The organism is Microbacterium sp. EST19A (assembly GCF_019969685.1).
Lineage (GTDB): Bacteria > Actinomycetota > Actinomycetes > Actinomycetales > Microbacteriaceae > Microbacterium.
On record NZ_JAHXYZ010000001.1, the window covers coordinates 75156 to 100782 of the forward strand.

Below are 25627 nucleotides of genomic sequence, written 5' to 3' on the forward strand. Positions count from 1 at the left end.
TCTCGTGCAGCGTCACCCGATCGTGAGCGAATACTCCCCTATTGGCGAAAGGACTTCTCCCTGTGGCGCCAACATCACGGATCGGTGACGAAAAAACAGATTTCCAGATTTCTCCCATCCGATCGCGACGGGGCTCCGAACACATCTCGACGCCACGGAGAGGCCGTGGCTCAATCTGAAGGAGCTCGAGATGTTCAGCACCAAGAAGAAGGTCACCGCGGCAATCACTCTCACGCTGGCGAGCGCATTCCTGCTCTCCGCCTGTTCGATGGGAAGCACCCCGGCTGAAGAGGAGTCGTCGGAGCCGATGACTTCCGAGTCGGCAGCGCCCAGCGAAGAGGCGATGGACCCGGCCGCGAACCTGGTCGGCTCCGGCTGCGCCGCATACGCCGAGGCTGTTCCGGACGGCGCAGGCTCCGTCGAGGGCATGTCGAAGGACCCGGTCGCCGTGGCCGCCTCCAACAACCCGCTCCTGAAGACGCTCGTCGCCGCGGTGAGCGGTCAGCTCAACCCGGACGTCGACCTCGTCGACACCCTGAACGGTGACGAGTTCACCGTCTTCGCACCGGTGGACGACGCCTTCGCGAAGATCGACCCGGCCACCATCGAGACGCTCAAGACCGACAGCGCACTGCTGAGCTCGATCCTGACGTACCACGTGGTTCCCGGCCAGATCGCACCGGACGAGATCGTCGGCACGCACCCCACCGTTCAGGGTGCTGACCTCGAAGTCACCGGCAGCGGAGACGACCTGATGGTCAACGGAACCTCCACCGTCATCTGCGGTGGCGTCCAGACCGCCAACGCGACCGTGTACCTCATCGACACGGTTCTGATGCCCCCGATGTAATCAGGGACACATCCTGCCGGGTGGGGTTTTCCCGGCAAGCGACCTTCTCTCGTCTCGGGGGAGGAACGTGAGAAGGAGAAGGGGCCGCCGGTGACTGTGTTCACCGGCGGCCCCTTCTGTGCGCACTAGACTTGAACCCAGGGGCCTCTAGCTCAGTTGGCAGAGCATCGGACTTTTAATCCGCGGGTCGTGGGTTCGAGCCCCACGGGGCCCACCGCAACGTCGTCTCCGGACCGCGGTCATCACCGGCTTCTCTGCTGGTCCCTTCGGTCGCCGTCTCATGGCGACCGCGATCGGCTCTTGTCTCCGTCGACGCTTCGTCGTACAGTTAGGCAAATGCCTAACTATCACGATGACGTCGACGCCGTGCTCCGTGCCCTCGCGGATCCGACGCGTCGCGCCGTCGTGGAGCGGCTGGCGGCATCGCCCGCGGTCGTGTCCGACCTCGCGGCCCCGTTCACGATGGCGCTTCCGTCGCTCATGCAGCACCTCCGAGTGCTCGAGGACGCGGGCGTCATCACTTCGGAGAAGCACGGGCGCGTCCGCACCGTGACCCTTCGACCCGGCGCTCTCGACGTGCTGCACCTGTGGCTCGGCGAGCAGCGGACCCCCGCGGAGCACCACGCCGATCGCCTCGGCATCCATCTCACCCTCACGACCCCGAAGGAGCACTGACATGACCCGCGTTCGCATGGACCTGTTCACGTCGCTCGACGGCTACACGCCCGCCGACCCGACACCGACGCCCGAGAACCCGATGGGCGAGGACTGGGGGCGCATCACCGCCGCGTACGCGGCGACCCGCACCTTCCGCGAGAAGATCTTCGGCGACACCAGCGGCGCCGGCACGACCGGCGTCGACGACAGGTACGCTTCCGCATTCTTCGACGGCATCGGCGCCGAGATCATGGGCGCGGGCATGTTCGGCTTCCACACGTTCCCCGACGATGCGGACTGGAAGGGGTGGTGGGGCGACACCCCTCCCTTCGGCACTCCGGTCTACGTGCTCACTCACGGGGCCCCTCGCCCGCCGATCCCGATGGACGGCGGCACGACCTTCCACTTCCGTGACGCGCCGATCGCAGACGTGCTCGCCGAGGCGACGGAGGCTGCAGGCGATCTGGACGTGCGCATCGGCGGCGGATACAGCACGGCGCGGGACTTCCTGCGCGCCGGCCTCGTGGACGACCTGCACCTCATGGTCGCGCCGATCTTCCTCGGTCGCGGCAACCGGCTGTGGGACGATCTGCGCGGCTTCGACCTCACCCACACCGTGACGACGGAGGTCGCCGAGAGCGGCGAGATCCACGTCACCCTGACGCGATAGGACGCACCGATGACGACAGAGCGCCGGCTCGCCCGCTCCGGCTTCGATCTCACTCGTGATTACCCCGCCCCCGTCGAGCGCGTCTGGGATGCTTTCGCCGTCGAGGAGGAGAAGCTCCGCTGGTGGGGTTCCGGACCATCGATGGAGGCCCGCGAATGGGCGTTCGACTTCCGGGTGGGCGGGCGCGACATCGCCGAGAGCGCGTTCCATGACCGCCCCATCTCGCGCTACGAGGCCACGTACACCGACATCGTCGAGCACGTCCGCATCGTGACGACCTACGACATGTGGATCGACGGCGTGCACATGTCGACCTCCGTGGCGTCCCTGGAGTTCGAGCCGATCGAGGAGGGCACCCGGTTCACGCACATCGAGCACGGCGTCTTCTTCGACCAGTTCTGGGAGGGCGGGCTCGGGCGAGAGCAGGGCACCCGAGGCCTGCTCGAGGCGCTCCGGCGATACCTGGCCTGAGCCGCTCCCGCAGCGGCTCGCTCGTAGCACCGCCGTCGGCGTTCGACCACCCCCTTCACCATCTCGGCACTCCGCGAGAGGGTCGAGTCGTGTCCCCGTGATCCCCGCGGACACGACTCCCCACGAAAGGACGAACGATGACTCTCACCGGCAGCCGAGTGGCATTCCTGGCGACGGACGGATTCGAGGACAGCGAGCTGACGAGCCCGTGGGATGCGGTGACCGCCGAGGGCGCCAGTGCGACCCTGATCGCACCCGAAAGCGGCAGGATCACCGGCAAGAACGGACACGAGCAGTCGGTCGACCTCGCGGCGACGGATGCCACTGCCGATCAGTTCGACGCGCTCGTGCTGCCCGGCGGCGTCATGAACGCGGATCACCTGCGCATGGACAAGCCATCGATCGCGCTGGCCCGCGCGTTCTTCGAGCAGCACAAGCCGGTGGGAGTGATCTGCCACGGCGCCTGGATCCTGATCGAGGCCGGCGTCGTCGACGGGCGCACTCTCACGAGCTACCCGAGCCTGCAGACCGACCTCCGCAATGCCGGGGCGACCTGGGTCGACGAAGAGGTCGTGGTCGACGAGGGCCTGGTCTCGAGCCGCACCCCGGATGACCTCCCCGCGTTCAACGCGAAGGTCGTCGAGGAGATCGGCGAGGGCACGCACGCCGGCCAGACGGCCTGAGCGGCCTCCTCAGGCGACGCGCGCCCGGTGCCGTCGGACGGCGGCCCGGTTCGCGCAGCGCACGGAGCAGAAGCGCTGACGCCCGTTGCGCGTCACATCCGCCACCACGTTCGTGCACGGGGGCGCCTGGCAGCGGCCCAGCCGACTCATCCCCCGCGTGACGAGGTGCAGCGAGGTGCCGAGATTGATGATGGCCCGCACCACGTACGGCAGCGACTGCACATCGTCACGGTAATGCAGGTGCCATCCTTCGCCGTCGTGGTTCGTCAGCCGCGGGTAGGCGGCCGCGGCGGCGAGCTCTGCGTTGAGCAGTTCGGCGCGTGCATCGGCATCCGGCTCGTCCACGATCTTCAGCCAGTCGTCGACGATCACCCTGATCCTCGCGTGATCGTCGGGCGCCGCGGGGAAGGTCTGCGTCATCCCGAGTTCCAGCGTGCGCTCCTCGATCCCGGCGCGGGTTTCCGGCCAGTCGTTGGCGAGGGATGCCGCCAGCAGGACGGCATACTCGCCGTAAGGGTTGAGATGCATAACAGCATTACATCACGCTGGGTACATGAGCGCACTGCACACCCTCCCCATCCCCCGCATTCCGCAGCCGACGACGACGCACGAGCACGCGTGGCTCGTCGAGTCGCGGCATCCGACCAGCGAAGGTGTCGTGCTCTACGTGCGGTGCGTCGAGTGCGCGATGCGTCGAGTCGACGTGCAGGCGCATACGCACATGCCGCCCGCCGCCGTCAGCATCGGGATCTCCTCCCCGCAGTCGTGAGCGCCGCCCTCAGGCGGTGACCATCTCGCCGTTGCGGGGCACCCAGCGACCTCCGGCCGGGTTCGTGAAGACGAGCGGGATGCCGCGGGCGTCCCGCTCGACGGACGTGGACACCTGCACGTGCACGTGCGGTTCGGTGCTGTTCCCGGAGTTGCCGCATTCGCCTACCGGCTCGCCCTGCGCGATGTGCTGGCCGGTCCGCACGCGGACGCTCCCCTGACGCAGATGCGCCACCAGCACCAGCGCATCGCCCGCGCGGATCACGACGTGATTGCCGGCGATCGCGGCCGCGCCGCGCCGGATGCGGGACGACTGCGTGAGCGCGTAGCCGATGAGTGCGAACACGGAGCGACGGGCAACATGATCCCGTTCCCCGTCGAGCAGGGCGACGACCTCGCCGGCCACCGGCGCGAGGATCGTCCGACCGAAGCCGACGAACACCTCGGGACGCTCGGTGGCGAACAGGCTCGCCAGCGTGCGGGGCGCGCTGCGTCCGTCTTCGCCCACCGGCACGAAATCGATCGCGTGGGAGGTACCGAAGAGCTCGGTGCCGTGGCTCGGCGTTCGGGATGCCGGACTGTTCTGCACCAGCCACCGCCCGGTGAAGGGGAGCGCCAGCTCGACGGCATCCCCCGCGCTCACGCGGTCAGCTCGATGAGCTTGCGGACGGTGCGCAGGTTCCGTGCCGTCCCCGCGACGCCGAGCGCACGATCCAGCACCGCTCCGGTGAGCTTGGTCGAGTGCACGCCGCCGCTCCCGTAGTCGATCCAGAGGTCGTCGCCGATCAGCTCGATCCGCTCCTCGGGAAGAAGTCGATCCTCCAGTGCCGCGACGGCACCGGCCTTGCTCGAGCCCTCCAGGAACATGGCGTGCACGAACTTCTCCTCACCCTCAGGAAAGGGTTGAGCCTTCTCGGAGGCGACGAGCTGCGCACGAGTGCGATGGATCACCGGGGTATCGACGCCGAACTCCGCCACGATCGCCGCGCGCACGGCCTTGCACGCGGCTGCAGGCTTCTTCGGCGTCGCGCAGATGATGTTCCCGCTGGCGATGTACGTCGACACGTCGGTCAGGTCGGTCTCCGCTTCCAGCACCTCCCTCAGGCGTGCCATCGGCACCTTGTTGCGGCCGCTGACGTTCACCGCCCGTAGCAGCAGAACGCTGCGGCTCACGCGTCGGTGCTCTCGGCGAGCTCTGCGCCCGCGTGCGCGAGTTCCGCCAGCGCTGCCTCGCTCGACTCCACGCCGACGCCGGCCACGAGATCCGTGAACACGCGAACCCGGACGCCGTGCGCGATCGCGTCGAGCGCGGACGCGCGCACGCAGTGGTCTGTCGCGATGCCCACGACATCGGCCGTGACGACGCCGGCATCCGTCAGCACCGCGCCCACGGTGGATCCGCTCTCCGTCACGCCCTCGAACATCGAATAGGCGGGGATCCCCTGGCCCTTGTGCACGTGATGCGTCACGGCGTCCGTCGCGAGAAGCGGGTCGTACTCGGCGCCCTCCGTGCCGGCGACGCAGTGCACCGGCCAGGTCGCCACGAAATCGGGGCTCTCGTGGAAGTGTCCGCCGTTGTCACCTTCGGCGTGATGCCAGTCGCGCGACGCGATGATCACCGCGTACTCCGCGGCATGCGCGGCGAGGAAGGCCGACACCGCGGAGGCCACCGCATTGCCTCCCTCGACGGCGAGGGCGCCACCTTCGGTGAAGTCGTTCTGCACATCGACGATGAGGAGTGCTCTGCTCATGGTTCGAGGGTACGCCGTGAGGAAAGGGAAAGGCCCCGTGATGTTCTTCGCACCACGGGGCCTTCGGAGCCGCCTGTCAGAATCGAACTGACGACCTTCTCATTACGAGTGAGATGCTCTGCCGACTGAGCTAAGGCGGCGTGTGACGCGTGAGCGGCACGATCACCGATATTACCCTGTCTCGCTCGCGGTCGCGAATCGAGCACGCGTCATTCGCAGCGCAGGCCGTCTTCGGGCACCACGTCGTCGATGAGGAAGGCTTCGACGGCGTCGTCGACGCACGAGTTGCCCTTGTTGTATCCGGTGTGCCCCTCGCCGACGCGGGTGATCAGGACACCCTCTTCCAGCTGATCGGCGAGCGACTCCGACCACTCGTACGGGGTCGCCGGGTCGTTGGTCGTTCCGACGACGACGATCGGACCTGCGCCCTCGGCGGTGATCTCGCCGCGCGTGCCCGTGGGCGGGTACGGCCACACCGAGCAGGAGTCGGGTCCGTTCCAGTACGGGGCGATCGTCGGGGCGCCCTCGGCGATCTTCTTCTCGATCGCGGCCTCGGCGTCGGGATCGTCTTCCACCGGATAGTCCATGCAGTTGTAGGCGCGGAACGCCTCGGAGGAGTTGTCGGTGTAGGCGCCGTTCTCGCGGCCGTTGTAGAAGTCGGCCAGCAGGAACGCCGTCGTCGGGTCGCCCTGCAGCGCTTCGTCGAGAGCCTGGGTGAGGATGCTCCAGTTGTCCTCCGAGTAGAGCGCCGCGATGATGCCGGTCATCAGCGAGTCCGCTCCCAGCATGCGTCCGTCACCGCTCGCCAGCGGGGTGCGGTCGGCACTCGCGAGCAGCGCTCCGAGGTCGGCCATCGCGTCGTCGACCGACCCGTTGAACGGGCAGCTGCCCGAATCGAGGCAGCTCTGCATGTAGGCGCGCAGCGCCGATTCGAAGCCCAGAGCCTGCGTCGCGCCGACCTCGAGGCCCGGTACGGCAGGGTCGATGGCGCCGTCGAGCACGAGCCGACCCGCCTTCTCGGGGTAGAGCTTCGCGTAGGTCGCCCCGAGGAAGGTGCCGTAGGAGTAGCCGAGGTAGTTCAGCTGCTTGTCTCCGAGCACCGCGCGGATCAGATCCATGTCGTGCGCGGCGTTGATCGTGGTGATGTACGGCAGGATGCCGCCGCTGTTGGCGTCGCACGCGTCGGCGAAGGCCTTGTGCGAGTCGAGCAGCTCCGCCTCCCACTCGGGCGTGCCGCGCGGCGCGGCGGGGATGCTGTAGAGGTAGTCGTCCATCGCCGCGGCATCGAAGCAGGTGACGGCGGTCGATGCGCCGACGCCGCGAGGGTCGAAGCCGATCACGTCGTAGTTCTCGATGAGGTCGGCGCCGACCGCGAAGTCGAGGCTGTTCTGGATCAGATCGACACCGCTCGCACCGGGACCCCCGGGGTTGGTGAGCAGCGACCCGATCGCGGTGCCCTCGGCCTGGTGGCGGACGACGGAGAGCGTGATCTCACCCTCGCCCGGGTTCTCCCAGTCGAGCGGCGCCCGCACATCGGTGCAGTCGAAGCCGGTGCCGCACTCGGTCCACGTCAGCGTCTGGGAGTAGAACGGCAGCAGGTCTTCGGCGACGCCCTCGGTGTCGGGGGCATTGGTCGACGAGGGGCGCGGAGCCGACTGCTCGGGGATCATCGCGTACAGACACCCGGACAGGGCGACCGTCGCCGCGGCCAGTCCCGCGATGATCGCGGCAGCGCGGCGGAAGCGGGAAGTCGATCGATTGTTCACGGTTTCCTCCCGCTCGTGATCGTCACGAGCAAGCTCTCCAGGGCGAGCAGCGGGGCGACGTTGCGCTCCAGCGACTGCCGCGTCTCGGCAAGGTGGTCAAGTACGACAAGAGTACGTGTCTCGGCCCAGGCGGATGCGAGGGCGCTCAGCTCGGTGTGCAGCTCGCTGTTGATCAGGTCGTCGCCTCTGCCGAACTGCAGCATGACGACGTCGCGGAACAGTGACTGCAGATCGGTGAGAACGCGATCGATGCCATCCCGGAGGCTCCGGGTCGCGCGCTTCTTCTGATCGTCTTCGAGAGCGGAGAGCTGCGCGCGGAGCGCCGGCGGCACGGACTGGCCCTCTGCGATCCCGACGGTGCGGAGCATCGAGGCGCGCTCGGTCGCGTCGCGCTCAGCAGTGAGGGCCTTCGCATCCTCGGTGGCGGCCTGGATGATGCGGCCGGCCACCTCGACGGCGTCGCCGACTCCCCGCACGCCGAGGACGGAGCGCAGCGTCTCGTCGCGCCGGCGGCGGGCGGAGTCGTCGGTCGCGAGACGCTGCGCCATGCCGATGTGGCGCTGCGCGTGCCGTGCGGCCTGCTCGGCGATGACCTCGTCGACACCGGTGCGCAGGCTGATGAGGCGGGCGACGTCGGCCACGTCGGGTTCGCGGAGCCGCAGCGAGCGCACGCGGGAGCGGATCGTCGGAAGCAGGTCTGCCTCACTCGGGGCGCACAGGATCCACACCGTCTGCTCCGGCGGCTCTTCGAGTGCCTTGAGCAGGACGTTCGATGTGCGCTCGACCATGCGGTCGGCGTCTTCGACGATGATGACCCGGTAGCGACCGGCGGACGGCGCGAAATACGAGCGCTCCACGAGCGCGCGGGCCTCGGCGATCGTGATGATGACCTTGTCGGTGCGCAGCGCCGTGACGTCGGGATGAGTGCCGGCGAGGACCTGGCGCATCTTCGCCTCGTCATCGGGATGGTCGGCGATCAGGGCGGCGGCGAAAGCGTGCGCGAGCGTCGATCGCCCTGATCCGGGCGGGCCGGTGATCAGCCAGGCGTGCGACAGCGCGGACGGATCGGATGCCGCGTCGCGCAGAGTCTCGACAGCCGCATCCTGACCCCACACATCGGCCCACGGGAAGGGAGCGGCGACGGTCTGGGGCATGTGCTCAGCCTAATCGGGAGCACCGACGCCCGCCGCACCGAGTGCGCGGCCAGGCGGTGGTGACTCAGTCGGAGGCGAGCAGACTGTCGACGCGGGCACGGATCACGGCGGCGATCTCGTCGGCGGATGCCGCGGCATCGACCACCAGGAAGCGCTCCGGTTCTGCGTCGGCGAGAGCCAGATACGCATCGCGGACCCTGCCGTGGAACTCCGCCTTCTCCGCCTCGAGCCGGTCGAACGGCTTGTCGGCCGAGTCGAGGCGCACACGAGCGGCGCTCGGATCGAGGTCGAGCAGGATCGTCATGTCCGGGAGCGCACCCTCGGCGGCCCAGAGCGAAAGGTCGCGGATCTCGGTCGCGTCGAGCACGCGGCCGGCGCCCTGGTAGGCGACCGAGGAATCGAGATACCGATCCTGCAGCACGACCTCGCCGCGCGCGAGCGCGGGTCGGACCACCGTCGAGACATGATGCGCCCGGTCGGCCGCGTACAGCAGGGCCTCCGCTCGCGGCGCGATGTCGCCCCGGTGGTGCAGCACGATGTCGCGGATGAGCTGCCCGACCTCGGACCCGCCGGGCTCGCGGGTTCGGAGCACGGTGCGACCGGCATCCGTCAGCCACGACGCGAGCAGGTTCGACTGCGTGGTCTTGCCCGAGCCGTCACCGCCTTCGAGCGTGATCCACACACCGTGACCTGGGGTCACGAGTCCGCCTTCGCCGCCGCGTTCGCCGCACGGGTCGCCGCTGCCTTCTTGGCTGCGGCGGAGCGCGCTGCGGAGGTCGCGGCATCCGTCTTCTTCGCCGCGGCGGTCTTCGTCGCCGGCTTCTTCGCGGGAGCCTTCTTCGCCGGAGCCTTCTTCGCAGGAGCCTTCTTCGCGGGGGCCTTCTTGGCCGCCGTCGAGCGGGCGCCGCGCTTGGGAGCGGGTCCCTTGGCGCGCTTGTCGGCCAGCATCTGCACGGCGATCTCGAACGTGATGTCCTCGACCTTCTGCCCGCGCGGGATCGTCACGTTCGTCTCGCTGTCGGTCACGTAGGCGCCGAACCGGCCGTCTCGGATGCGGATCGGCTTGCCGCTGACCGGGTCGGCCTCGAACTCGGCGAGCGCGCTGGACGCACGGCGTCCTGCGCCGTACTTCGGCTGCGCGTAGATCTCGAGCGCCTGCTCGAGGGTGACGTCGAAGATCTGCGATTCGCTCTCCAGCGATCGGGAGTCGGTGCCCTTCTTCAGGTACGGACCGAACCGGCCGTTCTGCGCCGTGATCTCGTCGCCCGATTCCGGATCGGTCCCGACGATGCGCGGGAGGCTCAGCAGCTGCAGGGCGGTCTCGAGGTCGATCGAGTCGACCGACATCGAGCGGAACAGGGATCCGGTGCGGGGCTTGGGCGCCGTGTCCTTCTTCGCGCCGCGTTTCGGCTTGGGAGCCTCGACGACCTCACCGGTGGTCTCGTCGACCGCGGCGTCTTCGGACACCGGGTCGTTCTCCTGCACGTAAGGGCCGAACCGGCCGTCCTTCACGACGACGATCTTGCCGTTCTCGGGGTTCTCCCCCAACACGCGGTCGCCGGCGACGGGAGCGTCGATGAGCTCCTGGGCCTTGGCCTGCGTGAGCTCGTCCGGCGCGAGGTCCTCCGGCACGTTGACGATGCGCGGCTTGGCCTCGGGGTTCTCCGGGTCGGTGATCTCGAGGTACGGGCCGTACTTGCCGAAGCGGAGGGTGGCGGTGTCGGTGATGCGCGTGGAGTTCAGCGCGCGGGCGTCGATCTCGCCGAGGTTGTCGACCACCTGACGCAGCCCTGTGCGCGAGTCGGAGCCGAAGTAGAAGGACTTCAACCACTCGACACGGTTCTGCTCGCCACGGGCGATGGTGTCGAGGTCATCCTCGAGCGCCGCGGTGAAGTCGTAGTCGACGAGGTCGGCGAAATGCTCCTCGAGCAGACGGACCACGCTGAACGCGAGCCACGTCGGCACGAGCGCCTGGCCGCGCTTGACGGCATAGCCGCGGTCGAGGATCGTCTCGGGGATCGAGGCGAAGGTCGAGGGACGGCCGATGCCCTTCTCCTCGAGCACCTTCACCAGCGACGCCTCGGTGTAGCGGGGCTTCGGCGTGGTGCGGTGCCCCTTGGCCTCGGCATCCGAGACGGCGAGCTCGTCGCCCACGGCGACGGCCGGGAGCGACTGGTTCTCGGCCGCGTCGGCGTCTCCTCGCTTCTCGTCACGTCCTTCTTCGTACGCTTCGAGGAAGCCCTTGAAGGTGTAGACGGTGCCGGATGCCGTGAACTCGGCGAGCTTGGCAGCGCCCGCGCCCTTGAGCTCGGACGAGGTGTCGACCGCGATCGTGACGGTCGTCGTCTCGTACTTCGCGTCAGCCATCTGGCTGGCGACCGTGCGCTTCCAGATGAGGTCGTAGAGGCGCTGCTCGTCGCGGTCGAGCTCACCGGAGAGCGACGCCGGCGTGCGGAAGTTGTCACCCGAGGGACGGATCGCCTCGTGCGCCTCCTGGGCGTTCTTGCTCTTGGACTTGTAGACACGCGGCTTCAGCGGCACGGCCGCGTCGCCGTAGAGAGCCACAGCCTGGCTCCGCGCCGCCTGCACCGCCTGGGTGCTCAGCGACGTGGAGTCGGTGCGCATATAGGTGATGTAGCCCTTCTCGTACAGACGCTGCGCGACGCCCATCGCCTGCTTCGCTCCCATGGAGAGCTTGCGACCGGCCTCCTGCTGCATCGTCGAGGTCGTGAACGGGGCGTACGGGCTGCGGGTTCCGGGCTTGGCCTCGACCTTGGTGACCTTGCCGGCGCCGACGGCGTCGACGGCCTGGGCGAGCGCGGCGGCGGCGGCCTCGTCGAGGATGACGACGGCCTTCTTGAGCTTTCCGGTGTCGTCGAAGTCGGTGCCGCGGGCGAGCTGCCCGCCGTCGACGCGGACGAGCCGGATCTTGAACGAGGTGCCGGTCGCCGCGGCGTCGGCGTCGACGTCCCAGTACTCGGCAGAGGTGAACGCCATGCGCTCGCGCTCCCGGTCGACGATCAGACGGGTTGCGGCGGACTGCACGCGGCCCGCGGAGATGCCGGTCTTGACCTTGTACCAGAGCACGGGCGAGACATCCCACCCGTAGAGACGGTCGAGGATGCGACGGGTCTCCTGCGCGTCGACGAGGTCATGGTCGAGTTCGCGGGTGTTGCCCACCGCCGCTTGGATGGCGTCTTTGGTGATCTCGTGGAAGACCATGCGCTTCACGGGCACCTTGGGCTTCAGCGTCTCCAGCAGGTGCCAGGCGATCGCCTCGCCCTCGCGGTCCTCATCAGTGGCGAGCAGGAGTTCGTCGGCGGTCTTTAGCGCGCGCTTGAGCTCGGCGACCGTCTTCGTCTTGCGATCGGAGACGACGTAATAGGGGTCGAAGCCGTTGTCGATGTCGATCGAGTACTTCCCGTAGGCCTCTTTGTCGGCGGCCGGGATGTCCTTCTTGTCGGCGAGGTCGCGGATGTGGCCGACGGAACTGAGCACCTCATAGCCGTCGCCGAGGTATCCCTGAATAGACCGCATCTTCGTCGGGGACTCGACGATGACGAGCTTCTTGCCTTCAGCCAAGGGGGCGTCCTTTCTTCGAAGCACACCATACACACCACTGTGTGGGGTCATTCACAGTGAGTGAGGTCGCGCCGCCGTCAATGACCCTCGGGTGGCCCGGCACGGGCGCGGGAGACGGCAGCCAGACCAGCGTACGCCGCCTGCACCTCCACGGTCGCCACGAACGCCTGGATCGTGCATCCGGTGAGGGTGGCGCCGGACGCTGCGGCGACCCTCGCCGCGAGCGCGCACGGCTCTTCCGCGGACGCCACCGCACCGCTGGCCGCGTCCGACGCGGCCAGCGCGGCGGCGTCCGCCGCACCGGCAGCGCGTTGAGCTGTGACGGCCGCACCGGCCACGGCGGCGAGCCCGAGGGAGAGCGCCGCCGCGACGGAGAGGAGACCTGCAGCGAGGGCGGACCCGGCCATCAGAGACCTCCGGCGAGCGCGCAGCTCGACGCCCGCAGCGGAATGCGGATCAGCGCGCCGAGCGAGACATCGATCGATGCCGTGACGCACACGAGGTCGCCGGAACCCGAGGAGGAGACCGCGGCCCCCGGAACGGCTCGACTCACCACACCGGCCGCGGCACCACCGCCTTCGCCGCGACCGAGCAGGCGCGCGGCGTCCGCGGTCGCGTCCTGCAGGGAGACCTGTCGGGAGGCGGTGCTCAGCGCACCGGCACCCAGGAGCAGCGCGAGCACGACAGCCGGGAGGGCGAGCGCGAGCTCGGCGGCGACCGATCCGCGCTCCTCGCCGAAGCGCGGCCCGCCGCGCGTCGAACGCTTCACGACACCGACAGCGCCCGGCGGACGAGGTCCGTCAGGATGCCCCGCACCTCGTCGGACCGCATGATGACGACCAGCAGCCCCGCGAAGGCGACGGCCGCCATCGTCGTGATCGCGTACTCCGCTGTCGCCGCACCCGTGTCATCGCCGAACAGGACAGCCGCGCGGCGCCGGGTCAGCGTGGGGATCGCGTTCATCGTCTTCATGGTGTTCCTCTTTCTCTGTGGTGCTTCTTCTCTGTGGTTCATGGGCAGCGGGGGTCATAGGGGCAGCGGAGTCGACGCGAGCACGCTGAGCAGCAGCGGCGCGACCCCGAGCAGGAGGAACGCCGGCAGCGTGCAGACGCCGAGCGGGATGAGGAGACGCGTGGAGAGCCTCGCCGCGCGGAGGCGGCCCTGCACCCGTGCGGCGTGCCGATCCTGCGCGGCCGAGGCGCGGAGCAGCTCGCCCGCCGGAACGCCGGCCGCGCGGGACAGATCCAGCACGGTGCGGATGCGCTCCTCCTCGCGGGCTCCTGACACCGAGCTCTCCGCGACGAGCCGCAGCGCGCGATCGATGGAGGCGCCTCCGGAGAGCGCGACGGCGACGAGCTCCGGCCGCATCCCCGGCGTGCCCGGCGCGGGGCGCGCCCGTCTCAGCAGGCGGCGGGTCCACTGACGCGCGGCCAGGACGAGCAGCAGCCCCGCGACGACGCACGCGGTGCCGAGCGGATTGCCGATGATCACGCCGAGCGTGTCGAAACCGAGCGCGAAGCCGAGCAACAGCCCGGCGAACGGCATCCAGAGCAGCAGGCGTGCCGTACCCGCCGGCTCCGCGAGCGCGATGCGCACGTCGTCGGCCGCCGACGCCGCGTCGCGCAGTGTCTCGGCGATCATGCGCAGCACCTCTGCGAGCGGGGCGCCGACCGTCGTCGCGACCTCCCACGCGGCGGCGAGGTCGGCCCAGGCTCCGCCTTCTGCTTCGATCGCCGTGAGCAGCGGCATCCCGGATCCGACGCGCTCCACGATCGCCGCAGCGTGCGGATCCCCCGTCTCGGCGAGGTGCCGCCAGGCGACGAGCGGGACCGCTCCGGCCTGCAATAGCACGGCGAGCGTCTGCACCGAGGTCGCAGCATCCGCCCCTCCGTCGGGATCGCCCGCCGCAGGTCGCCCGAACCGGATCACCACGGCCGCACCTCCTCGATGTCGAGACGATCCGCGCGGAGGACGAATCGTCCGGCCTGACCGATGCGCCGCGCGCCGTCGGGCGCGCGCTCGAGGTGCAGCACCATCGTGAACGCGCTCACGGCCTGCCGCGCGAGGGCGGTGGCATCCATGCCGGCGAGAGCGCCGAGCGCCTCGAGGCGGGCCGGGACGTCTCGCAGACCGCTCGCGTGCAGCGTGCCGGCACCGCCGTCATGCCCGGTGTTGAGTGCGGTCAGCAGCTCACGGACCTCCTCGCCGCGGCACTCGCCGACGACGAGACGGTCGGGCCGCATCCGGAGCGACTCCCGCACCAGCCGGGCGAGGCTGATCCCGCCCGCGCCCTCGAGGTTGGCCTGTCGCGCCTCGAGCGCGACGTGGTGCGGATGCCGCGGCCGGAGCTCGGCGACGTCTTCGATCGTGACGATGCGCTCGGCCGACGACACCTCGGACAGCAACGCCGAGAGGAGAGTGGTCTTGCCCGTACCGGTCCCGCCGGTGATGAGGATGTTGGCGCGCTCGGCGACCAGCCCGGCGAGCCAGCTCTGCTGACGGGCGTCGAAGGATCCGAGCGCTCCGAGCGCATCGAGATCTGCGGCCCGAACCCGGGGTATGCGGATGGACAGGGCTGTTCCCGTCGTCGAGACCGGCGCCAGCACGGCGTGGACGCGGATGCCGGAATCGAGGCGCACGTCGACGCACGGCGCCTGGTCGTCGAGGTGCCGACCTCCGAGGCCGACCAGAGCGACCGCGAGGTCACGGACCTCGCGTTCCGACGCCCTCCACCCCGGCACGGGCTCCGTGCCGCTCCCCCGGTCGACGAACAGGCCGTCCCCGCCGTTGAGGAACACGTCGGTGACGGCTTCGTCGAGGCAGTGCTCGGCGAGGGGACCGAACGCCGGATCCAGACGGAGCGGCTCCACGGCGGTGCGCGCGGAGGGCCCCGTCCGCGCTGTTCCGCGGGGCTGGATGACGAAGGAATCGGCCATGTCGAGACGCTAAGCCGACCCGCCCACCCGCCGGTCGAGTCCTCGAGGCGAACCCCGCCCGATGTGCAGAAGCCGCGAAATCCGGCATCCGTGCAGAACCGCTGCCGAGGGGAAGCAGGGAGCGCTCCCAAAAGAGATGGGCGGCATCTCACGGGGGGAATGAGATGCCGCCCACGGTGGGCCGCGATCGGGGGAATCGGGCGCACCAAGGCACGAATGAGAATTCGGCTGACGTCGAGTGTACGCAAGGCGACCGTCCTGACAAAACCCGCTGCACTACCGACTTTCGGCAGTATGCGACGTCGGACGCCGAGGATAGATTCGCCCTGACACGGTGGTGGCAGCGCCACGACCGTGCCCGCATGACCCGTGATGCCGCAAAGGAGCGCCTGCCGATGAGCAGCCAGATCGACCACCTTCTCGATGAGACCCGGAAGTTCCCGCCGTCGGAGGAGTTCGTCGCCCAGACCGTGTCGTCGCCCGAGCTCTATGAGCGCGCCTCCGCAGACCGCGAGGCGTTCTGGGGCGAGCAGTCCCGCGAGCTCCTGCACTGGCACACGCCCTTCACCCGCGTTCTCGACTGGACCAACCCGCCCTTCGCGAAATGGTTCGACGACGGAGAGCTCAACGTCGCCTACAACTGCCTCGACCGGCATGTGGAGGCAGGCAACGGCGACCGGGTCGCCCTGCACTGGGAAGGCGAGCCGGGAGACTCCCGCAGCATCACCTACGCGGAACTCACCGAAGAGGTCAAGCGCACCGCGAACGTGCTCGCCGACCTCGGCATCGGACAGGGCGACCGCGTCGCCATCTACCTGCCGATGATCCCCGAGGCCATCGCCTCCATGCTCGCGGTGGCCCGACTCGGCGCCATCCACTCGGTCGTCTTCGGCGGTTTCAGCGCCGACAGTCTCCGCTCCCGGATCGACGATGCCGGAGCCAAGCTCGTCATCACGGCCGACGGCGGCTACCGCAAGGGCAAGGTCTCGGCCCTGAAGCCCGCGGTCGACCAGGCTCTCGGCGACCGCGGCGAGGGCGAGCAGCAGACCGTCGAGCACGTGCTCGTCGTCAAGCGCGGCGGCAACGACGTCGACTGGGTCGAGGGCCGTGACGTCTGGTGGCACGACGCCGTGCCCGCGGCATCCGCCGAGCACACGGCCGAGGCCTTCCCGGCCGAGAACCCGCTCTACATCCTTTACACCTCCGGCACCACCGGGAAGCCGAAGGGCATCCTGCACACCTCCGGCGGATACCTCACCCAGGCGGCGTACTCGCACAAGTACGTGTTCGACCTGCACCCGGAGTCCGATGTCTACTGGTGCACGGCCGACATTGGCTGGGTGACCGGGCACTCGTACGTCGCCTACGGTCCCCTCGCCAACGGCGCGACCCAGGTGCTCTACGAGGGGACGCCGGATGCTCCGCACCCCGGTCGCTGGTGGGAGATCATCGAGAAGTACAAGGTCTCGATCTTCTACACAGCCCCCACGGCGATCCGCTCGTTCATGAAGATCGGCCGCAGCATCCCCGCGAAGTTCGACCTCTCGTCGCTGCGGCTCCTCGGCTCGGTCGGAGAGCCGATCAACCCTGAAGCATGGATGTGGTACCGCGAGGTCATCGGAGCCAGCAAGGCCCCGATCGTGGACACCTGGTGGCAGACCGAGACCGGAGCGATCATGGTGTCGGCCCTCCCCGGCGTCACCGAGACGAAGCCCGGGTCCGCGCAGGTGCCCCTCCCGGGCATCTCGATCGACGTCGTCGACGAGAAGGGCGTCGAGGTCGGCAACGGCAGCGGCGGACTGCTCGTCGTCACCGAGCCCTGGCCGAGCATGCTACGCGGCATCTGGGGCGACCCGGAGCGCTTCCGCGAGACCTACTGGGAGAAGTTCGAGAAGCAGGGCTACTACTTCGCCGGCGACGGCGCGCGCCTCGACGCGGACGGCGACCTCTGGCTGCTCGGCCGGGTCGACGACGTCATGAACGTGTCCGGCCACCGCCTGTCGACCGCCGAGATCGAATCGTCGCTGGTGGCGCACGAGGCCACCGCCGAGGCGGCCGTCGTGGGCGCCTCGGACGAGACCACCGGTCAGGCCGTCGTCGCCTTCGTGATCATCAAGGAGAGCTACCTCGCCGCGCACGATCCGGCCGGCCTCGCCCAGCAGCTGCGGCTGTGGGTCGGCGAGCAGATCGGTGCGATCGCCCGGCCGCGCGACGTGTACATCGTCGGCGAGCTGCCGAAGACGCGCTCCGGCAAGATCATGCGCCGCCTGCTGCGCGACGTCGCGGAAGGCCGCGAGGTCGGCGACACCACGACACTGGCCGACACGGCCGTCATGAGCATCATCTCGGCGCAGGTCAAGTAGGACATCAGCAAGAACGCCCCCTTGCGTTTCCGCGAGGGGGCGTTCTTCGTTCGGATGCTGCGCCGCAGCGTCAGGCGAGGATGAACGTGACCTCGACCTCGACCGGGCTGTCGAGCGGGAGCACGGGCACGCCGACAGCCGCGCGGGCATGCCGCCCTGCGTCGCCGAAGATCTCGCCGAGCACTTCGCTGGCACCGTTGATCACGCCGGGCTGGCCGGAGAACTCGGGAACGGATGCGACGAAGCCGCCGACGCGCAGCACACCGGCGATGCGGTCGACGCCTCCTGCGGCATCCGCTGCCGCGGCGAGCGCGTTCAGTGCGCAGGTGCGGGCATAGCCCTTGGCGTCTTCCGCCGTGATCTCGGCACCGAGCTTGCCGGTCGCGGGGAGGGCACCGGCCGTGAAGGGCAGTTGGCCGGACGTGTGGACCAGGCCGGCGTGGACGACGGCGGGGACGTACGCGGCGACGGGCGCCGCGACGGCGGGCAGCTCGATGCCGAGCTCGGCGAGGCGCGCGGAGACGCTCATGCTGCTCCTCCCTCGAACTGGCGCGACGCCTCGGCAGCGGCGGCGAGGCCGGCATTGGCGGAGGCATCGGAGGTCACGGGGCGCTTGAGGTAGGCGACGAGGCCACCCTCGGGACCCTGCACGACCTGGACGAGCTCCCAGCCCTGCTTGCCCCAGTTATTGAGGATCGCGGCCGTGTTGTGGATCAGCAGCGGGGTGGTGAGGTACTCCCACGTGGTCATGGCACTCCTGTCGATTCGGGCTCTGCACCCCGACGGAGGGGCTCAGGACCCGGTCGGATGAGGTTCAGGCTCGTCAAAGGCGGTATTCAGGGAACTCCCCTACGATCAAGCGTATGCCCCAAAAGAAGAATCGCACGGTGAGAGGCGTGCTCGGCGGTCTCGTCGGGCTCGTCGGTCTGAGCGCCGTCGCCGGTCTCCTGGTCACCGCGAGCGTCACCCCGGTCCTCGCGATGACCGGTGTCGCCGGCACGCAGGCACTGACCCTGTTCGACAACCTGCCGGAGAACCTCAACCCCGGCACCCCGATGGAGCAGTCGACCATCTACGCCACCGCCCCGGACGGCACCGCGGTCGAACTCGCCTCCTTCTACGAGCAGAACCGCGTCCCTGTGAAGTACGACCAGGTTGCACCGGTTCTGTACGACGCGATCCTCTCCAGTGAGGACAAGAACTTCTACAGTCACGGCGGCGTCAACGTCGGAGCCACCGTGAAAGCGCTGGTCGACAACGTCCGTGGCACCTCCAGCCGCGGCGCGTCGACGATCAGCCAGCAGTTCGTCAAGAACGTGCTGATCCAGCAGTGCGAGCAGGATGTCGACACGACCTCCGAGACGTACTCCGAAGAGCTGCAGCAGTGTTGGCTCGACGCCACGAACGCCGTGGGCAGCAAGGGCATCGAGCGCAAACTGCAGGAGATGCGCTACGCGATCCAGATCGAGAAGGACTTCTCGAAGAACGACATCCTGCTCGGCTACCTGAACATCGCCAACTTCGGCGGCACGGTCTACGGCATCGAGTCCGCAGCCAATTACTACTTCTCGACCACGGCAGCCAACCTGACGGTGGCGCAGGCGGCGACGCTCGCCGGCATCGTGCAGAACCCGAACACCTTCCGCATCGACAAGCCGGAGGCGGGCACCGGCACCAACGCGGAGGGCGTGGCGACCAACACCGCTGCCGACGGCTACGCGGAGACGGCGGACCGACGCAATTACGTGCTCGGCCGCATGCTCGCCGACGGCAAGATCACGCAGGCGCAGTACGACGAGGCGAAAGCCTCCGTCATCGAGCCCCTGATCAACCCGCCGACGCAGGGTTGCGCGGCCGCCGGACGCAACGCGTACTTCTGCCAGTACGTGAAGTCGATCATCGAGACCGACGAGTCGTTCGGCGAGACCCTCCAGGACCGCCGCGACCTGCTCCGCCGAGGCGGCCTCAAGATCTACACGACGCTGGACTTCCGTATCCAGGACCCGGCGACGCAGGCGATGGCCGACATCGCTCCGACGAGCTACGGGGCGTACTTCGGCGCGGCCGGCACCTCGATCCAGGTCGGCACCGGCCGCATCCTGTCGATGACGCAGAACACGCTGTTCAGCGAGACGGTCACCGACAATCCGGATTACACCTCACTCGTGTTCGCCGGCGACAAGAAGCACGGCGACTCGGTCGGGTTCCCGGTCGGTTCGACGTACAAGCTCTTCACGCTGATCGACTGGCTCGAGAAGGGCCACTCGGTGAATGAGCGCGTCAATGGCGCACTGTCGACGAACATGAAGTTCACCGCCGCGGCCTGCGGCGGCGGAACCATGACCGCCAACACCAAGGAGATCGGCAACTTCAACAGCCAGAACGGCTACACGGGAACGGTGATGAACTTCACCGCCCAGTCGCTGAACAGCGGGTTCTTCGCGATGGCCTCGAAGCTCGATCTCTGCGACATCAACAAGGTCGCCGACCGCATGGGTGTCACGCTCGCCACCGGTGAGAAGACCTACGAGGACAACGTGCCCTTCAACGTGCTCGGGTCGAAGAACATCTCGCCTCTGGCGATGGCGAATGCGTACGCGACCGTCGCGAGCGGCGGCACGTACTGCACGCCGCGCGCCATCGACAAGGTCGTCGGCGCCGACGGCAAGGATCGGGAACTCCCGGCGGCGTCCTGCACCGCCGGCGTCATCAGCCCGGAGGTGGCGGCGACCGCGGCCTATGCCCTCCAAGGCGTCATGGCGTCGGGCGGGACCGGTCGCGACGCGAACCCCAATGACGGCACCCCGTTGATCGGCAAGACCGGTACGCACAACACGTACGGGACGATGATGATCGAATCGAGCACCCAGGTCGCGACCGCAGTCTGGGTCGGCCGTTCGCAGGGCCAGGAGAACATCTACCGTCAGCGGTACAACGGACGCGAGCTCAACCTGATGCGCTACCCGTTGGCCGAGATCACGCAGCGAGCCGCGAACGCGGCCTACGGCGGCGACGCGTTCCCGCCCCCCTCGCAGGACCTGATCAAGGTAGTGCTGACGCAGGTGCCGAGCGTGGTCGGAATGACAATCGACGCTGCCAAGGCGACCCTCGAGGGCGCCGGGTTCGTGTTCTCGCAGAGCGGCGAGGTGAACAGCGACCTGGCTCCCGGTCTCGTCGCCCTCCAGGACCCCAGCGGTCAGGCTCCTGCGGGAGCGACAATCACCGTGTCGACCAGCAACGGGCAGGGCACGACGGTCCCCGCCAACCTGGCGGGGATGTCGAAAGCCCAGGCACAAGCCGCGTTGATCGCTGCCGGGTTCACGACGATCTCTCCCGACCCATCCTGCAATCCAGGATCTGCGGTCGTCACAAGCTCTGATCCCGCTCCCGGGACCGCGGCGAGCAAGAGCACCCCGGTCTCGTTCACATGCCAGTAGGCGAACCCCGATCCGCACACCCGGCCCTCATCGCGCTCGGCGCGGTGGGGGCCGTGGGTGTCGCGGCGGCGGTGTGGGGCATCGGGATCGAGCGCTACCTGTTCACGGTGCGCGAGCCCACGGCATCCGCTCTCGCCCCGGGGTCGGCACCGATCCGCGTGCTGCACATCTCTGATGCGCACATGGCACCGTGGCAGCACCGCAAGCAGGACTGGCTGGCATCTCTCGCGCAGCTGAAGCCCGACCTCATCGTGAACACGGGCGACAACCTCGGCCATCGTGACGGACTCCAGGGCATCCGGCGCTCCTTCGATCCGTTCGCCGGCATCCCCGGAGTCTTCGTGCACGGCTCGAACGACGTCGTCGGTCCGTCGCCGCGCAACCCGCTGCGGTACTTCCTCGGCCCGTCGAAGAAGCAGCACGAGCCCGAGGCGCTCGACACCGACGCGATGGACCGCTACTTCACCGAGGAACTCGGCTGGACCGAGCTCGACAACGCGGCGACCCGGATGACCATCGCCGGCAACCCCGTGGACCTGTTCGGCGTGAACGACGCGCACCGCGACTGGGATCGCCTGGACGTCCTTCCTGCGGCGATCGACGCCCTCGGGCGCGCGGATGCCGGCACCACGCGGCTCGGCGTCACGCACGCGCCCTACCAGCGGGTGCTCAATGGATTCATCGACCTCGGCGCCGACGCCATCTTCGGCGGTCACACCCACGGCGGCCAGGTCTGCCTCCCCGGCTACGGCGCACTGGTGGCGAATTGCGACATCCCCCTCAAGCAGGCGAAGGGCCTCAGCACCTGGGCGCGCGACGGCCGCACCGTGCCGCTGAACGTCAGCGCCGGCTGCGGTCACTCCATCTACGCGCCGGTGCGTTTCGCCTGCCGCCCGGAGGCGACGCTGCTCACGCTGACCGCCCGGGCCTGATCGCCCGTTCGATTCGGTGCGCGGGACATTTCCCTGTAGACTCGGAGGGTTGCAAAACGGGGTGTGGCGCAGCTTGGTAGCGCGCTTCGTTCGGGACGAAGAGGTCGCAGGTTCAAATCCTGTCACCCCGACCAGTGACACCGGAAGGCCGCCCTCAGGGGCGGCCTTCTCTGTACAGGGACTGCGCACGAAAGGGACTCATGGGCTCTCTGCTCCCCGCGCCGCGCCGTCGCACCCGCGTGTGGGCGCTCGCCCTCGGCATCCCGTTCCTCGCGGGTCTCGCCCTGCTGACGCTGACACCGTCGCGGGTCGAGGAATCGATGCCGAACCTGCTGGATCTCGTGCTCTCGATAGCCCACCGCCTCGGCTGGGCCTCGCTCGACTTCACGCGCCTCGAGGTCCTCGCGAACGTCCTGGTCTTCATCCCCGTGGGCATCCTCGCCTTCGTCCTGCTCCCCCGCCGGGTCTGGATGCTGTCGCTGCTGGTCGGGCCGCTGCTGTCCCTCTCGATCGAGGCCGCACAGCGCATCGCCCTTCCCCATCGCGCCGCGACGGTGACCGATGTGATCGCCAACTCGTCCGGCGCCACGGCAGGAGTCGTGTTCGCCGTGCTGTGCACGCTCTTCTTCGCCGTGCGCGCTGCACCGCGACGATCTCCTAGGCTGGAAGCATCATGACCTCTCCTGCTCTCGTCGCCTTCGACCTCGACGACACGCTCGCCCCGTCGAAGGGCCTGATCGATCAGCGCATCGCCGATCTGCTGCGTGCCCTGCTGCGGTCGGTCGACGTGGCCATCATCTCGGGAGGCAACGAGGAGCAGTTCCGTACGCAGGTGATCGCTCGGCTCGGCGGTGCGGATGCCGCGGACCTCGCGCGCCTGCACCTGCTGCCCACCTGCGGCACCCGGTACCTGCGCCATGACGGCACGGATTTCGCTCCCGTGTACGCCCACGACCTGAGCGATGCGGAGAAGACCGCCGCCCTGACCGCACTGCGCGAAGAGGCCGAGCGTCTCGGACTGTGGGAGCCCGAACCCTGGGGCGAGATCCTCGAGGACCGCGGCTCGCAGATCACCTTCTCGGCGCTCGGCCAGCGCGCTCCCCGCGAGGCCAAGCACGCATGGGACCCGACGGGCGCGAAGCGCGGCCTGCTCCGTGACGCGGTCGGCGCACGGCTCCCCGGGCTCGAGGTGCGCTCCGGCGGCTCGACCTCGATCGACATCACGCAGGCCGGCATCGACAAGGCCTTCGGCATGCGGCGGCTCGCCGAGCACACCGGCATCCCTCTCTCCGCGATGCTCTTCTACGGCGACCGCCTCGATGAGGGCGGGAACGACTACCCCGTGCTCGCGATCGGCGTGCCCTCGGTCGCGGTCGAGGGCTGGGAAGACACCGCCGACAAGCTCGACGCACTCCTGCCGACCCTCTGAATCGGCGCGGACCGACAGCAGGGCTCTAGCATGGCGTCATGGATGCCCTGCTGATCGTCATCATCACGGCCGCGATCGCCAGCCTCGCCTGCTGGCTGCTCTCGCTCATCACCCGCGACACCTCCTGGGTCGATCGCGCGTGGTCGATCGTGCCGATCGTCTACGTGTGGATCTTCGTCGCCGGAGCTTTCGCCCAGGGCGACGGCTCCGTGCGCGTCGTGATCATGGGCGTGCTCGCGACCCTGTGGGGTGCACGCCTCACCTTCAACTTCGCACGCAAGGGCGGCTACACCGGCATGGAGGACTACCGCTGGGCGATCCTCCGGAAGCGGATGAAGCCCTGGCAGTTCCAGATCTTCAACGTGCTGTTCATCATCGCGTACCAGATGACCCTGCTCGTGCTGATCACCCTCCCCGCCGCCGTCGCCGCGCAGAATCCGGCTGCGCTGACCGGCTGGGACGCGCTCTTCGTGGTCGCCTTCCTCGGCTTCCTCTTCGGCGAGACGGTCGCCGACCAGCAGCAGTGGCGCTTTCACCAGCGCAAGAAGGCCGCCGGCGGCACGCTGGCACCGGGCTTCGCAACGGGTGGCCTGTTCCGGTTCAGTCGCCACCCGAACTTCTTCTTCGAGCAGGCGCAGTGGTGGGCGTTCTACGCGATCGGCGCGACCGCCGCGGTGGCCGGAGGCGCGGGCGTCCTGGGCGGAGCACTGAATCCGACGATCGTCGGACCGGCGCTGCTCACCGTGCTCTTCATCGGATCGACCATCTTCACCGAGTCCATCACGGCGGGCAAGTATCCCGCCTACGCCGAGTACCGGCGCACCACATCGATGCTCGTGCCCTGGCCGCCGCGCGCTCGCACCGCGGTGACGCAGTCCTGACCGGCGGCCGGGCTCAGACGACGACGAACTCGCTCAGCGGACGACGGCCTCGCTCACCGCGCGCGACACCGGCACCAGCCGGGTGAGCTGCGTGACATGGCCGGGCTCGAGCTCCGCGAGCGACGAGACACCGAGCAGCCGCATGGTGCGCTCGATCTCGCTGCGGAGGATCGCGATCGTGCGGTCGACACCCTGGCGCCCGCCCGCCATCAGTCCGTAGAGGTACGCGCGGCCGATGAGCGTGAAGTCGGCACCGAGCGCGACCGCGGCCACGACATCCGCACCGTTCATGATGCCGGTGTCGATCATCACCGTGAAGTCGTCGCCGACGGCCTTGCGCACCTCGGGCAGCAGGTGGAACGGGATCGGCGCCCGATCGAGCTGACGACCGCCATGGTTGGACAGCACGATGCCGTCGACGCCTTCGTCACGCAGCCGCACCGAGTCCTCGACGTTCTGCACGCCCTTGATGACGATCTTCCCGGGCCAGATGTCGCGGATCACAGCGAGGTCGTCGTAGCTGATGGTCGGGTCCATGGCGGCGTCCAGCAGCTCCCCGACGGTGCCGCCGGTCGTGCTGAGCGAGGCGAACTCGAGCTTCGGGGTGGTGAGGAAGTCGTACCACCACCACGGCCGCGGGATCGCGTTGATGATCGTGCCGAGCGTGAGCTGGGGAGGGATGCTGAACCCGTTGCGCTTGTCCCGCAGGCGGGCACCGGCGACCGGGGTGTCGACCGTGAACTGCAGCGTGTCGAAGCCGGCGGTGGCGGCGCGACGGGTGAGCTCGTAGGAGATCTCACGGTCGCGCATGACGTAGAGCTGGAACCAGTTGCGGCCGTGCGGGTTGGCGGCCTTGACGCCCTCGATCGAGGTCGTGCCGAGAGTCGACAGGGTGAACGGAATGCCTGCCGCTGCGGCGGCGCCCGCACCGGCGACCTCGCCCTCGGTCTGCATGAGCCGCGTGAATCCGGTCGGCGCGATGCCGAACGGCAGCGCCGACGGTCCGCCGAGGATCTCGACGGACGTGTCGACCGTGGGCGCCGGCCGCAGGATGCCGGGGTGAAACTCGACGTCCTGGAACGCCTGGCGTGCACGCGTGAGCGAGAGCTCGCCCTCGGCCGCGCCGTCGGTGTAGTCGAAGGCCGCCTTCGGGGTGCGGCGCTTCGCGATCGTGCGGAGGTCGTCGATCGTGAGCGCGCCGTCGAGGCGGCGCTTGCGGCCGTCGAGCTCGGGCTTCTTGAACTTCATCAGTTCGAGAAGCTCGACGGGATTGGGAAGCTGGCGCTGGACCATGGTG

General features: G+C 68.9%; 28 protein-coding genes and 3 tRNA genes. 14 read left to right on the forward strand and 17 right to left on the reverse strand.

The genetic code is table 11. From position 1 onward, the window contains the following. The first annotated feature begins 190 nt into the window (after nucleotides 1-190). The 6 genes from LC452_RS00415 to LC452_RS00440 all read left to right on the forward strand — a co-directional run bounded on the left by LC452_RS00415 (nucleotide 191) and on the right by LC452_RS00440 (nucleotide 3331). Nucleotides 191-850 (forward strand): fasciclin domain-containing protein, encoded by a 660-nt coding sequence (locus LC452_RS00415; protein ID WP_223622075.1) that lies wholly within the window; start codon nucleotides 191-193, stop codon nucleotides 848-850. Nucleotides 851-991: 141 nt separating this feature from the next. Continuing rightward, a tRNA-Lys gene (locus LC452_RS00420) sits at nucleotides 992-1064 on the forward strand. Nucleotides 1065-1186: 122 nt separating this feature from the next. After that, nucleotides 1187-1525, forward strand: a complete 339-nt coding sequence (locus LC452_RS00425) for a helix-turn-helix transcriptional regulator (protein WP_223622076.1) — start codon at nucleotides 1187-1189, stop codon at nucleotides 1523-1525. A gap of 1 nt (nucleotide 1526) precedes the next feature. Continuing rightward, nucleotides 1527-2177, forward strand: coding sequence for a dihydrofolate reductase family protein (locus LC452_RS00430; protein ID WP_223622077.1), 651 nt, complete (start codon nucleotides 1527-1529; stop codon nucleotides 2175-2177). Nucleotides 2178-2186: 9 nt separating this feature from the next. Beyond that, nucleotides 2187-2648: an SRPBCC domain-containing protein gene (locus tag LC452_RS00435; protein WP_223622078.1), complete on the forward strand. Its 462-nt coding sequence runs from the start codon at nucleotides 2187-2189 to the stop codon at nucleotides 2646-2648. A gap of 137 nt (nucleotides 2649-2785) precedes the next feature. Continuing rightward, complete coding sequence (locus LC452_RS00440) at nucleotides 2786-3331, forward strand: type 1 glutamine amidotransferase domain-containing protein (protein WP_223622079.1); 546 nt, start codon at nucleotides 2786-2788, stop codon at nucleotides 3329-3331. Nucleotides 3332-3340: 9 nt separating this feature from the next. Here LC452_RS00440 and LC452_RS00445 read toward each other — a convergent pair whose 3' ends face one another. Continuing rightward, nucleotides 3341-3859: a CGNR zinc finger domain-containing protein gene (locus LC452_RS00445; RefSeq protein WP_223622080.1), complete on the reverse strand. Its 519-nt coding sequence runs from the start codon at nucleotides 3857-3859 to the stop codon at nucleotides 3341-3343. A gap of 25 nt (nucleotides 3860-3884) precedes the next feature. Here LC452_RS00445 and LC452_RS00450 point away from each other — a divergent pair, with 25 nt between their 5' ends. After that, nucleotides 3885-4100 (forward strand): hypothetical protein, encoded by a 216-nt coding sequence (locus LC452_RS00450; protein ID WP_223622081.1) that lies wholly within the window; start codon nucleotides 3885-3887, stop codon nucleotides 4098-4100. A gap of 9 nt (nucleotides 4101-4109) precedes the next feature. On the opposite strand, the gene LC452_RS00455 is transcribed toward LC452_RS00450, so the two are convergent. The 13 genes from LC452_RS00455 to LC452_RS00515 all read right to left on the reverse strand — a co-directional run bounded on the left by LC452_RS00455 (nucleotide 4110) and on the right by LC452_RS00515 (nucleotide 15288). Next, nucleotides 4110-4742 carry a M23 family metallopeptidase gene (locus LC452_RS00455; RefSeq protein ID WP_223622082.1) on the reverse strand — a complete coding sequence of 211 codons (633 nt, stop codon included), beginning with the start codon at nucleotides 4740-4742 and terminating at the stop codon, nucleotides 4110-4112. Beyond that, nucleotides 4739-5272: a DUF1697 domain-containing protein gene (locus LC452_RS00460; protein ID WP_223622083.1), complete on the reverse strand. Its 534-nt coding sequence runs from the start codon at nucleotides 5270-5272 to the stop codon at nucleotides 4739-4741. The genes LC452_RS00455 and LC452_RS00460 overlap by 4 nt, the downstream gene beginning before the upstream one ends. Further along, the gene (locus LC452_RS00465; protein ID WP_223622084.1) at nucleotides 5269-5850 is read right to left on the reverse strand and encodes an isochorismatase family protein; all 582 of its coding nucleotides are present in this window, start codon (nucleotides 5848-5850) and stop codon (nucleotides 5269-5271) included. Before LC452_RS00465 ends, LC452_RS00460 begins: the two co-directional genes overlap by 4 nt. 67 nt (nucleotides 5851-5917) lie before the next feature. Further along, nucleotides 5918-5990, reverse strand: a tRNA-Thr gene (locus tag LC452_RS00470). A 69-nt stretch (nucleotides 5991-6059) separates the two neighbouring features. Beyond that, complete coding sequence (locus LC452_RS00475; protein ID WP_223622085.1) at nucleotides 6060-7616, reverse strand: alpha/beta hydrolase; 1557 nt, start codon at nucleotides 7614-7616, stop codon at nucleotides 6060-6062. Then, the gene (locus LC452_RS00480; RefSeq protein WP_223622086.1) at nucleotides 7613-8770 is read right to left on the reverse strand and encodes a DNA polymerase III subunit delta'; all 1158 of its coding nucleotides are present in this window, start codon (nucleotides 8768-8770) and stop codon (nucleotides 7613-7615) included. The genes LC452_RS00475 and LC452_RS00480 overlap by 4 nt, the downstream gene beginning before the upstream one ends. A 64-nt stretch (nucleotides 8771-8834) precedes the next feature. Continuing rightward, nucleotides 8835-9470: a dTMP kinase gene (gene tmk / locus LC452_RS00485; protein ID WP_223622087.1), complete on the reverse strand. Its 636-nt coding sequence runs from the start codon at nucleotides 9468-9470 to the stop codon at nucleotides 8835-8837. Continuing rightward, nucleotides 9467-12352: a type I DNA topoisomerase gene (topA, locus tag LC452_RS00490; RefSeq protein ID WP_223622088.1), complete on the reverse strand. Its 2886-nt coding sequence runs from the start codon at nucleotides 12350-12352 to the stop codon at nucleotides 9467-9469. The genes tmk and topA overlap by 4 nt, the downstream gene beginning before the upstream one ends. Nucleotides 12353-12429: 77 nt before the next feature. Further along, nucleotides 12430-12759 (reverse strand): helicase, encoded by a 330-nt coding sequence (locus LC452_RS00495; RefSeq protein WP_223622089.1) that lies wholly within the window; start codon nucleotides 12757-12759, stop codon nucleotides 12430-12432. After that, nucleotides 12759-13121: a TadE family type IV pilus minor pilin gene (locus tag LC452_RS00500; RefSeq protein WP_223622090.1), complete on the reverse strand. Its 363-nt coding sequence runs from the start codon at nucleotides 13119-13121 to the stop codon at nucleotides 12759-12761. The genes LC452_RS00495 and LC452_RS00500 overlap by 1 nt, the downstream gene beginning before the upstream one ends. Beyond that, a complete protein-coding gene (locus LC452_RS00505; RefSeq protein WP_223624661.1) occupies nucleotides 13118-13315 on the reverse strand; it encodes a DUF4244 domain-containing protein in 198 nt (65 codons plus the stop codon). Before LC452_RS00505 ends, LC452_RS00500 begins: the two co-directional genes overlap by 4 nt. 63 nt (nucleotides 13316-13378) lie before the next feature. Further along, nucleotides 13379-14284 (reverse strand): type II secretion system F family protein, encoded by a 906-nt coding sequence (locus LC452_RS00510; protein WP_223622091.1) that lies wholly within the window; start codon nucleotides 14282-14284, stop codon nucleotides 13379-13381. Continuing rightward, complete coding sequence (locus LC452_RS00515; RefSeq protein WP_223622092.1) at nucleotides 14278-15288, reverse strand: TadA family conjugal transfer-associated ATPase; 1011 nt, start codon at nucleotides 15286-15288, stop codon at nucleotides 14278-14280. The genes LC452_RS00510 and LC452_RS00515 overlap by 7 nt, the downstream gene beginning before the upstream one ends. A gap of 395 nt (nucleotides 15289-15683) precedes the next feature. On the opposite strand from LC452_RS00515, the gene acs reads away from it, so the two are divergent. Then, nucleotides 15684-17651, forward strand: a complete 1968-nt coding sequence (gene acs / locus LC452_RS00520) for an acetate--CoA ligase (RefSeq protein ID WP_223624663.1) — start codon at nucleotides 15684-15686, stop codon at nucleotides 17649-17651. A 70-nt stretch (nucleotides 17652-17721) separates the two neighbouring features. Here acs and LC452_RS00525 read toward each other — a convergent pair whose 3' ends face one another. Together LC452_RS00525 and LC452_RS00530 are read right to left on the reverse strand one after the other, a co-directional pair. Beyond that, nucleotides 17722-18180 (reverse strand): RidA family protein, encoded by a 459-nt coding sequence (locus LC452_RS00525; protein WP_223622093.1) that lies wholly within the window; start codon nucleotides 18178-18180, stop codon nucleotides 17722-17724. Next, on the reverse strand, nucleotides 18177-18401 hold the full coding sequence (locus tag LC452_RS00530; RefSeq protein ID WP_223622094.1) for a DUF4177 domain-containing protein: 225 nt from the start codon (nucleotides 18399-18401) through the stop codon (nucleotides 18177-18179). The genes LC452_RS00525 and LC452_RS00530 overlap by 4 nt, the downstream gene beginning before the upstream one ends. 137 nt (nucleotides 18402-18538) lie before the next feature. On the opposite strand from LC452_RS00530, the gene LC452_RS00535 reads away from it, so the two are divergent. The 6 genes from LC452_RS00535 (at nucleotide 18539) to LC452_RS00560 (ending at nucleotide 24330) form a co-directional block, all read left to right on the forward strand. Beyond that, nucleotides 18539-21088, forward strand: a complete 2550-nt coding sequence (locus LC452_RS00535; protein WP_223622095.1) for a transglycosylase domain-containing protein — start codon at nucleotides 18539-18541, stop codon at nucleotides 21086-21088. Then, a complete protein-coding gene (locus tag LC452_RS00540; RefSeq protein ID WP_223622096.1) occupies nucleotides 21079-22020 on the forward strand; it encodes a metallophosphoesterase in 942 nt (313 codons plus the stop codon). The genes LC452_RS00535 and LC452_RS00540 overlap by 10 nt, the downstream gene beginning before the upstream one ends. Nucleotides 22021-22077: 57 nt before the next feature. Continuing rightward, nucleotides 22078-22154: transfer RNA gene (locus tag LC452_RS00545), tRNA-Pro, on the forward strand. Between the two features lie 66 nt (nucleotides 22155-22220). Next, a complete protein-coding gene (locus LC452_RS00550) occupies nucleotides 22221-22697 on the forward strand; it encodes a VanZ family protein (protein ID WP_223622097.1) in 477 nt (158 codons plus the stop codon). Continuing rightward, nucleotides 22694-23449: an HAD-IIB family hydrolase gene (locus LC452_RS00555; protein WP_223622098.1), complete on the forward strand. Its 756-nt coding sequence runs from the start codon at nucleotides 22694-22696 to the stop codon at nucleotides 23447-23449. Before LC452_RS00550 ends, LC452_RS00555 begins: the two co-directional genes overlap by 4 nt. A 38-nt stretch (nucleotides 23450-23487) precedes the next feature. Further along, nucleotides 23488-24330 (forward strand): DUF1295 domain-containing protein, encoded by an 843-nt coding sequence (locus LC452_RS00560; protein ID WP_223622099.1) that lies wholly within the window; start codon nucleotides 23488-23490, stop codon nucleotides 24328-24330. Between the two features lie 33 nt (nucleotides 24331-24363). On the opposite strand, the gene LC452_RS00565 is transcribed toward LC452_RS00560, so the two are convergent. Beyond that, a complete protein-coding gene (locus tag LC452_RS00565; RefSeq protein ID WP_223622100.1) occupies nucleotides 24364-25623 on the reverse strand; it encodes an alpha-hydroxy acid oxidase in 1260 nt (419 codons plus the stop codon). Between the last annotated feature and the right edge of the window lie 4 nt (nucleotides 25624-25627).

Coding starts and splice junctions, on each gene's coding strand:
- LC452_RS00415 (WP_223622075.1), top strand. CDS start 191: ATGTTCAGCACCAAGAAGAAGGTCACCGCGGCAATCACTCTCACGCTG.
- LC452_RS00425 (WP_223622076.1), top strand. CDS start 1,187: ATGCCTAACTATCACGATGACGTCGACGCCGTGCTCCGTGCCCTCGCG.
- LC452_RS00430 (WP_223622077.1), top strand. CDS start 1,527: ATGACCCGCGTTCGCATGGACCTGTTCACGTCGCTCGACGGCTACACG.
- LC452_RS00435 (WP_223622078.1), top strand. CDS start 2,187: ATGACGACAGAGCGCCGGCTCGCCCGCTCCGGCTTCGATCTCACTCGT.
- LC452_RS00440 (WP_223622079.1), top strand. CDS start 2,786: ATGACTCTCACCGGCAGCCGAGTGGCATTCCTGGCGACGGACGGATTC.
- LC452_RS00445 (WP_223622080.1), bottom strand. CDS start 3,859: ATGCATCTCAACCCTTACGGCGAGTATGCCGTCCTGCTGGCGGCATCC.
- LC452_RS00450 (WP_223622081.1), top strand. CDS start 3,885: ATGAGCGCACTGCACACCCTCCCCATCCCCCGCATTCCGCAGCCGACG.
- LC452_RS00465 (WP_223622084.1), bottom strand. CDS start 5,850: ATGAGCAGAGCACTCCTCATCGTCGATGTGCAGAACGACTTCACCGAA.
- LC452_RS00480 (WP_223622086.1), bottom strand. CDS start 8,770: ATGCCCCAGACCGTCGCCGCTCCCTTCCCGTGGGCCGATGTGTGGGGT.
- LC452_RS00495 (WP_223622089.1), bottom strand. CDS start 12,759: ATGGCCGGGTCCGCCCTCGCTGCAGGTCTCCTCTCCGTCGCGGCGGCG.
- LC452_RS00505 (WP_223624661.1), bottom strand. CDS start 13,315: ATGAACGCGATCCCCACGCTGACCCGGCGCCGCGCGGCTGTCCTGTTC.
- LC452_RS00515 (WP_223622092.1), bottom strand. CDS start 15,288: ATGGCCGATTCCTTCGTCATCCAGCCCCGCGGAACAGCGCGGACGGGG.
- acs (WP_223624663.1), top strand. CDS start 15,684: ATGAGCAGCCAGATCGACCACCTTCTCGATGAGACCCGGAAGTTCCCG.
- LC452_RS00525 (WP_223622093.1), bottom strand. CDS start 18,180: ATGAGCGTCTCCGCGCGCCTCGCCGAGCTCGGCATCGAGCTGCCCGCC.
- LC452_RS00530 (WP_223622094.1), bottom strand. CDS start 18,401: ATGACCACGTGGGAGTACCTCACCACCCCGCTGCTGATCCACAACACG.
- LC452_RS00540 (WP_223622096.1), top strand. CDS start 21,079: ATGCCAGTAGGCGAACCCCGATCCGCACACCCGGCCCTCATCGCGCTC.
- LC452_RS00550 (WP_223622097.1), top strand. CDS start 22,221: ATGGGCTCTCTGCTCCCCGCGCCGCGCCGTCGCACCCGCGTGTGGGCG.
- LC452_RS00555 (WP_223622098.1), top strand. CDS start 22,694: ATGACCTCTCCTGCTCTCGTCGCCTTCGACCTCGACGACACGCTCGCC.
- LC452_RS00560 (WP_223622099.1), top strand. CDS start 23,488: ATGGATGCCCTGCTGATCGTCATCATCACGGCCGCGATCGCCAGCCTC.
- LC452_RS00565 (WP_223622100.1), bottom strand. CDS start 25,623: ATGGTCCAGCGCCAGCTTCCCAATCCCGTCGAGCTTCTCGAACTGATG.